Here is a 6,595-nt window from a genome sequence, read left to right as displayed (position 1 = left end):
TGGAGAGCTGCTTTACGTCGGCCCGCCGACGGACACCGGGCTGAGCCTGCACGGCGGGGACCTGCTGCTGATCGCCGGCGGGACCGGGCTGGCGCCGCTGCGCGCGATCGTCGAGCAGGTCGGCGCCGACCCGGACGGCCGGCGGGTGACGGTGGTCGCGGGCAGCCGGGACGTGGCGAGCCTCTACGACGCGATCACCCTCGACAGGCTCCAGCAGGCGAATGACTGGCTGACCGTCGTGCCGGCGTTCTCCCACGCCCCCCTCGCCGAGCCGCGGGAGCGCGGCGACGCGCTGACCGTCGCAATCGACCACCTGCACGGTGAGCAGCAGGTCTACGTCTGCGGGCCGCCGGCGATGCTGGCGGGCTTGAGGTTGCGGCTGCTCGCCGCCGGGTGCCCGCCGACCGGATCCACCTGCCGGAGCGGATCCCGTGGCGATGACCGTCTACCGCAGCCGACACGCCCTGCGCGGCCCGCTCACCCCGGACCGGATCGCCGCGCTGCGGCTACCGACGGCCCGGCGCGGCTACCGCCCCGAGGACGTCGACGCGCTACTGCACCGCCTCGCCTACGAACTGCGGGAACGGGCCCGCGAGCGGGATGAGGCTCGGGCCGAGAACCGTCGCATCAAGGACGCCCTGCGCCGCTGGCAGTCCGCGGAGGCAGCACGCCGGCACGCAGGCTGACCGTCGGCGGTACAACGCTCAGCGGCTCCCGCTTGTGACCAACAGGGTGCCCTCGCGGTACGTCAGCGTTGGGCTCGGGCCAGCATCGTGCCGCCGACCAGCTCGGGCGGCCCGGCGGCTACCGACCACGGAGCCCGTTCCCCAGCGGTCCCAGCGTGACGGCAAGTACGAAAGGAGATTGCACAAATAATTTAGAATATCTATCGTCAGATCATGGCAGCACGCCGGATCAAAGACGCAAGCGAACTTCGAGTCTTCGCCCATCCGCTGCGGGTGCGGCTGTTCTACGCGCTGACCACCGAGCAGGAAGCTACCGCCTCTCGGCTGGCCGAACTCGTCGACGAGTCGGTGTCGCTGGTCAGCTACCACCTGCGCGAACTTGCCGCACACGGCTTCATCGAGGCGGCCGAGAGCCGCTCCGGCGACCGCCGGGAGCGCTGGTGGCGCGCAAGCGGGAAGGGGTTCAGCTGGACCGCCTCACAATTTATCGATGACCCCGAGTCCCGTTCCCTCGCGGTCGCCGCCAGGCGGCAGATGCTGGCTCATCAGCTCAGCCGGCTGGAGCGGTTCATCGACGAGGAACCGGCCTGGGGTGTCGCCTGGTCCGACGCCGCGTTCTCCAGTGACGCCCTGCTGCAATTGACGGCGTCCGAACTCGATCAGATGCATGCCGAGCTGCAGAGCGTTGTCACGCGCTGGCACGAACACGGGCGGGCCGCCGCACAACAGAGGGACAGGGAGAAGACGTCGGTCGAGCCCCGTGAACATGTCATGCTGATCATGCACGGCTTCCCCTTCACGCCATGAGCGCGGAGGGTGCCGTGCGGCCCCCGGCCGACGCGGCCGCGTACGGTGTGCCGTCGTACCGGGACCTCAACGTACTGCGCTGGCTAACCGGCTTCGGGGTGTCCCTGCTGGGTGACCAGGTCTACTTCGTCGCGCTTGCCTGGGCGGCGGTGCAGAGCACCGGGGCCCGCGGGACCGGCCTGGTCCTCGCCGTCGGTTCGGTGCCCCGGCTGGTGCTGCTCCTGGTCGGTGGGGCATTCGTCGACCGGTGGGGCGCACGGCGCCTGATGCTCGGCAGCGACATGCTCCGCGGCGCGGTCATGGCCGCCGCCGCGCTCATCATCGCGACGTCCAGCCCCTCGCTGCTCGTGCTGGTGTCCGTGGCGGTGGTCTTCGGCGTGGTCGACGCGATGTTCCTGCCCGCGGTCGGTGCCCTGCCGCAACGGCTCGTGGCCGCCGAAGAGCTGGCCCGACTGCAGGGCATGCGGATGCTCGTACAGCGCGCGGCCATCGTCGTCGGCGCTCCCCTGGGCGGTGCCACCGTGGCCGCCTTCGGTGTGGCGGCGGCGTTCGCCGTCAACGCGGTCAGCTTCGGCGTCTCGGTCCTCGCGCTGGCGTCGGTCCGCCTCCGTCCCAACCCCCACCTGGCCGGCGGTGCCGAGCAGCGAAACCACGCTCTGCTGACCGACGTCCGCGACGGGCTCCGGGTGGTCCGCCGGTCCGCGTTGCTGCGTACCGCACTGCTCACCGCGGCGGTCTCCGAACTCGGCTTCAGCGGACCCATCAACGTCGGCGTGCCTCTGTTGGTGCGGGACCGTGGCTGGCAGGCCGCCGGCGTCGGCCTGATCATCGGCGGGTTCGGTGCCGGCGCCGCGCTGGCCGCCCTGGCACTGGTCGTGATCGGCCGGCTTCCCCGGACCGGACTCGCGTACGCGGTGCTGAGTCTCGCCATGGCCGCCGCCCTCGCCGGGATCGGGTACGGGCCATCACGGCTGTGGGCGGTAACCGCCGCGGTGCTGCTCGGCGCGGGCGGCGGCGTGGCCAGCGCCATCCTGCTCGCCCTCGTGCAGGCGTACACCCCGGCCGCCTATCTCGGGCGGGCGTTCAGCCTGAGCAGCCTGGCCAGCTTTGGCGGCATCCCCGTCAGCTACGCGATGACCGGATTCGCCGTCGACGCGCTCGACCCTCGGGCGGCCTTCGCGGGCGGTGCGGCGCTGGCGGCCTGCGGTGGGCTGATCAGCCTGCTGACACCGGCGCTGCGCCGGGCCGAGTTACCCGACCGGAAACGGCCGGGTCGACACCCACCCGGGCGTGAGTGACCGGTGCCCGGCGCGGAATGGTCCGCGCCGGGCACCGGGCTGTCTGTCGTGACCTACGGGGTGACGGAGAGCAGGTGGGCCTTGAAGCCTTCGCCGTAGGTGCTGGTCGGAGTGCCGTTGTAGTCCTGGATGAGGACGTTGCCGCCGCTGCATCCCCAGGGGTTCCAGGTCCAGGCGGTGTAGCCGAGACGGTGCTGGTCCAGCCAGGCCGTCACCTTGTCGATGTAGTCGTGGGCGCAGGTGTCCTGGCCGATCTCGCCGGCGTGCACCGGCACCTGGGCGGCGACCGCGCCGATCTGGCTGTCCCAGCAGGCGGTGTCGACGCAGGCGTTGAAGTTGTACGAGTGCCAGGACGCCACGATGTTGTTGAGGGGGTCGTTCGGCTTGTAGGTCAGCCACTGGCTCAGGTCGTTGGTCCAGGTCAGACCGGGAACCAGCAGGACGTTCCCGGCGCCGGTCGCCCGTACGGCGTCGACGAGTTCCTGCATGCCGGCCACCGGGTAGCTGATGCCGGTGCAGGTGCCGCCGTCGCGCAGGCAACGCCACGCGGCGGTCATGTCCGACCAGTTGTTGGCCGCGTCCGGGTAGGGCTCGTTGAACAGGTCGAACAGCACGGCGTTGTTGCCTTTGAACGCGGTGGCCACCCCGGTCCAGAACTGCGGCGTGTACTGCCGGCTCGGCATCGGCTTCTGGCAGGTCGCGTTGACGTCCGAGCAGGCTGAGATGTTGCCGGTGTACTGGCCGTGGGTCCAGTGCAGGTCGAGGATCGGGTTGATCCCGTTGGCCACGAGCAGGTTCGCGTAGTCCTTGACCGCCTGCTGGTAGGTGGCGCCGCTGGGGGAACCAGACAGCCCGAGCCAGCAGTCCTCGTTGAGCGGGATCCGCACGGCGCGGATGTTCCATGCCTTCATCGCGTCGACCGAGGCCTGGTCGACGGGGCCGCTGTCCCACATGCCCTTGCCCTGCACACAGGCGAACTCGCCGCTGGACCGGTTGACGCCGAGCAGCCGGTAGGTCGCCCCGCTCGCGGTCACCAGCTTGTTCCCGGAGACCCGGACGGCGGGTGCCGGGCCGGTGGGCGGCGGGGTGGTCGGTGACGCGGTCGGCGAGGCCGTTGGTGACCCGGTCGGGCTGGTGGTCGGTGAGGTGACCGCACCGGTGCAGGTGGTGCCGTTGAGCGCGAACGAGGACGGCACCGGGTTGGCGCCGCTCCAGGACCCGTTGAAGCCGATCGAGGTGGATCCGCCCGTACCCAGGACGCCGTTCCAGCTCATGCTGGCCGCCGTGACCCGGCTGCCGGTCTGTGACCAGGTGGCGCTCCACCCCTGGGTGACCTTCTGGTTCGCGTCTGGGAAGTCGAAGGTCAAAGTCCAGTTGGTGACGGCGGAGCCGAGGTTGGTGAGGGAGATGGCGCCGGTGAATCCACCGGTCCACTGGCTCTGCACGGTGTAGGTGACCGCGCAGCCGGTGGTTGCGGCGGTGGCGGGGAAGGCGAGCCCGACCAGGCCGGCGGCGACCACTGTGGTGGTGGTGCCGGCGGCCAGCAGGGCGTGACGATGTCTCATCGGATCTCCTCGGTAGTGAGAGGTGATCGTCGATGGGAGCGCGTGGACGAGCTTTGTTTATTCGCCTCACTAAGTCAAGTCAGTGGACGGCGGCGCGGTGGTCTGCCGGACCACGACCGTCTCCGTAGGACACCACCGCTCCCGCACCGGCTCGCCGTCGAGCAACGCGAGCACGGACCGGGCAACCAGTTCGCCGAACCGGTGCACGTCGAGGCTCATCGTGGTCAGCGGCGGGGAGGCCAGGCGACACAGGCTGGAGTCGTCCCAGGCGAGCAGGCTCAGGTCGCGGGGAATTCGCAGCCCCAGCTCCTTGGCCAGGTTCAGGCCGGCGACCGCCATCAGGTCGTTGTCGTAGATGATCGCGCTCGGCGGCGCGGCGCTGTCCAACAACCGGGCGGTCAATGCCGCGCCCGACTCGGCGGAATAGTCGCCGGCCAGCACCACGGCGTCGATGCCGGCCGGGCCCGCAGCCGCCAGCAGGGCGGCGGTGCGGGTGCGGGTGTGCCGCAGAGTGTCCGGTCCGCTGACCCGCGCGATCCGCCGATGCCCGAGACCGGCCAGGTGCGCGACCGCCGCCCGGACCGAGCCGACGTCGTCACGACGGACGGCCGGAGTGTCGCCGTCGGGGTCGCCCGCCACCACGACGGGAAGGCCGAGTTCGTGCAGGACCTGCGGTCGGGAGTCCTCGGCGGTGGGGTTCACCAGCACCACGGCGTCGACCAGCCGCTGCCGCGCCCACCGCCGGTAGGCCGCGACCTCGGCTGCGTGGTCGGCGACGATGTGCAGCAGCACCGAGCGGCCCCGCTCGGCGAGCCGTTCCTCAATGCCGGCGATGAACTCCATGAAGAACGGCTCGGCCCCGAGCAGGCGGGGTGCCCGGGCGAGCACCAGCCCCACCGCGGACGTCGCGCTCATTTCGTCACCGTCCCGGCTCATCCGGACGATCCGGTCAGCGGCGCGAGTTCGCCGCCGAGACTCTCCGACACCCGCAGCCCGCGGCTGAGCGGAACCAGTTCGGACTCCAGGACGAGGGCGGCGGCGCCGACGGCGGATGCCGTGGCAGCGGACCGGGACAGCCGTACGTCGACGGGGTGCGCGGTGCGGGAGAAGACGGCGTGCAGCTCCTGCCGCACCACGGGCAGGTACACCGAGCCGGCGACGGCGAAGCCCGGTCCGGTCAGGACGATGACCTCGAGGTCCATCACGTTGGCCAGGGTGCGCGCGGCCGCCGCGACATAGCGGGCGGACTCCTCGCACAGGGCCAGCGCCCGGCCCTCTCCCCGGCGGGCGGCGCGACCGATCGCCGCGAAGTCGCGGGCCACCGCCGCCGCTCCCCCGCCGGCCGAGAGGCCGATCGCCCTGGCCAGCCCGGGGTCCGCCCGCGCCGCCGCCACCACGGTCGCGGGCCCGGCGACCGCCTCCACACACCCTCGGGCCCCACACCAGCAGCGCGGGCCGTCCGCCTGCACGCAGACGTGCCCCAACTCGCCGGCGTTGCCACTGGGACCGCGGTAGGTGATCCCGTTGATGACCAGCCCGGCGCCGATGCCGCTGCCCAGATACAGGGCGGCGGCGGCACTCGCCGTACCGAAGCCGCCGGCCCAGTGCTCGCCCAGCGCGGCGGCGGTGGCGTCGTTGTCCACCACCACCGGCAGGGCGGTCGTCTGCTCCAGCGCCGCGCCGAGCGGGAACCCCCGCCATTGGCGCGATTCCGATTCGGCACCGGCGTCGACCGTACCGGTGATCCCCCGGCCGGTGAGCGGGCCCGGAAAGACCAGCCCGACCCCGACCAGCCGGGCCCGGTCCACGCCGACGCTGTCGATCAGGGTCGGGATCTCGGCGGCGATCCGGGACACGACCGTCGAGGGCTCCTCGGCGCGGGCGCCCGGCCGGCAGATCCGGGCCACCACGACGCCGGCCAGGTCGGTCAGGACGTACGTCACGACACCGTGGTCGAGGTGCACCCCCACCGCGTACCGGGCAGCGTGGTTGAGCTGGAGCAGAACCCGCCGCTTGCCGCCGGTCGACTCCGCGTGGCCGGTCTCGACGACCAGACCCTCATCGATGAGCTTACGGACCAGGTTGGAGATCGTGGGCGCGGTGAAGCCGGTCGCGTCGATCAGCCCCACCCGGCTGATCGTGCCGGCCGCCCGGATGGCATCCAGCACGGCGGCCTTGCTACTGGCGTGTGGCGCCTTGTTCGCTCGTGGTCCGCTCACTGCTCCCCGGTAACGCCGTC

Annotated in this window: 6 protein-coding genes and 1 pseudogene; 4 read left to right on the top strand and 3 right to left on the bottom strand. The window is 71.7% G+C overall.

The window, feature by feature from the left end; genetic code table 11:
• Positions 1 to 7: 7 nt before the first annotated feature.
• From EFE23_RS29035 to EFE23_RS19765, 4 genes and pseudogenes are all read left to right on the top strand, one after another.
• Positions 8 to 307: pseudogene (locus EFE23_RS29035) on the top strand (ferredoxin reductase domain-containing protein); the annotation flags it as partial.
• 130 nt (positions 308 to 437) lie between these two features.
• The gene (locus tag EFE23_RS19775; protein ID WP_199737146.1) at positions 438 to 686 is read left to right on the top strand and encodes a DivIVA domain-containing protein; all 249 of its coding nucleotides are present in this window, start codon (positions 438 to 440) and stop codon (positions 684 to 686) included.
• Between the two features lie 213 nt (positions 687 to 899).
• A complete protein-coding gene (locus EFE23_RS19770) occupies positions 900 to 1,493 on the top strand; it encodes a helix-turn-helix domain-containing protein (RefSeq protein WP_123242427.1) in 594 nt (197 codons plus the stop codon).
• Positions 1,490 to 2,791 (top strand): MFS transporter, encoded by a 1,302-nt coding sequence (locus EFE23_RS19765; protein ID WP_123242426.1) that lies wholly within the window; start codon positions 1,490 to 1,492, stop codon positions 2,789 to 2,791. The genes EFE23_RS19770 and EFE23_RS19765 overlap by 4 nt, the downstream gene beginning before the upstream one ends.
• Before the next feature lie 53 nt (positions 2,792 to 2,844).
• On the opposite strand, the gene EFE23_RS19760 is transcribed toward EFE23_RS19765, so the two are convergent.
• The 3 genes from EFE23_RS19760 to EFE23_RS19750 form a co-directional block, all read right to left on the bottom strand.
• Complete coding sequence (locus EFE23_RS19760) at positions 2,845 to 4,356, bottom strand: cellulase family glycosylhydrolase (RefSeq protein WP_123242425.1); 1,512 nt, start codon at positions 4,354 to 4,356, stop codon at positions 2,845 to 2,847.
• 69 nt (positions 4,357 to 4,425) lie between these two features.
• Positions 4,426 to 5,271: a LacI family DNA-binding transcriptional regulator gene (locus EFE23_RS19755; protein ID WP_123242432.1), complete on the bottom strand. Its 846-nt coding sequence runs from the start codon at positions 5,269 to 5,271 to the stop codon at positions 4,426 to 4,428.
• Between the two features lie 17 nt (positions 5,272 to 5,288).
• Positions 5,289 to 6,524 carry an ROK family transcriptional regulator gene (locus EFE23_RS19750; RefSeq protein ID WP_233601072.1) on the bottom strand — a complete coding sequence of 412 codons (1,236 nt, stop codon included), beginning with the start codon at positions 6,522 to 6,524 and terminating at the stop codon, positions 5,289 to 5,291.
• Positions 6,525 to 6,595 lie beyond the last annotated feature (71 nt).

Origin of the sequence: Micromonospora solifontis (genome assembly GCF_003725545.1) — a bacterium.
Lineage (GTDB): Bacteria > Actinomycetota > Actinomycetes > Mycobacteriales > Micromonosporaceae > Micromonospora > Micromonospora solifontis.
Note: the sequence above shows the minus strand (reverse complement) of the source record. Positions and strands in the feature narration are given on the sequence as shown.

What these genes read in the sequence shown, in the direction of transcription:
- EFE23_RS19775 (WP_199737146.1), top strand. Translation starts at nt 438, where the DNA reads ATGACCGTCTACCGCAGCCGACACGCCCTGCGCGGCCCGCTCACCCCG.
- EFE23_RS19770 (WP_123242427.1), top strand. Translation starts at nt 900, where the DNA reads ATGGCAGCACGCCGGATCAAAGACGCAAGCGAACTTCGAGTCTTCGCC.
- EFE23_RS19765 (WP_123242426.1), top strand. Translation starts at nt 1,490, where the DNA reads ATGAGCGCGGAGGGTGCCGTGCGGCCCCCGGCCGACGCGGCCGCGTAC.
- EFE23_RS19760 (WP_123242425.1), bottom strand. Translation starts at nt 4,356, where the DNA reads ATGAGACATCGTCACGCCCTGCTGGCCGCCGGCACCACCACCACAGTG.
- EFE23_RS19755 (WP_123242432.1), bottom strand. Translation starts at nt 5,271, where the DNA reads ATGAGCGCGACGTCCGCGGTGGGGCTGGTGCTCGCCCGGGCACCCCGC.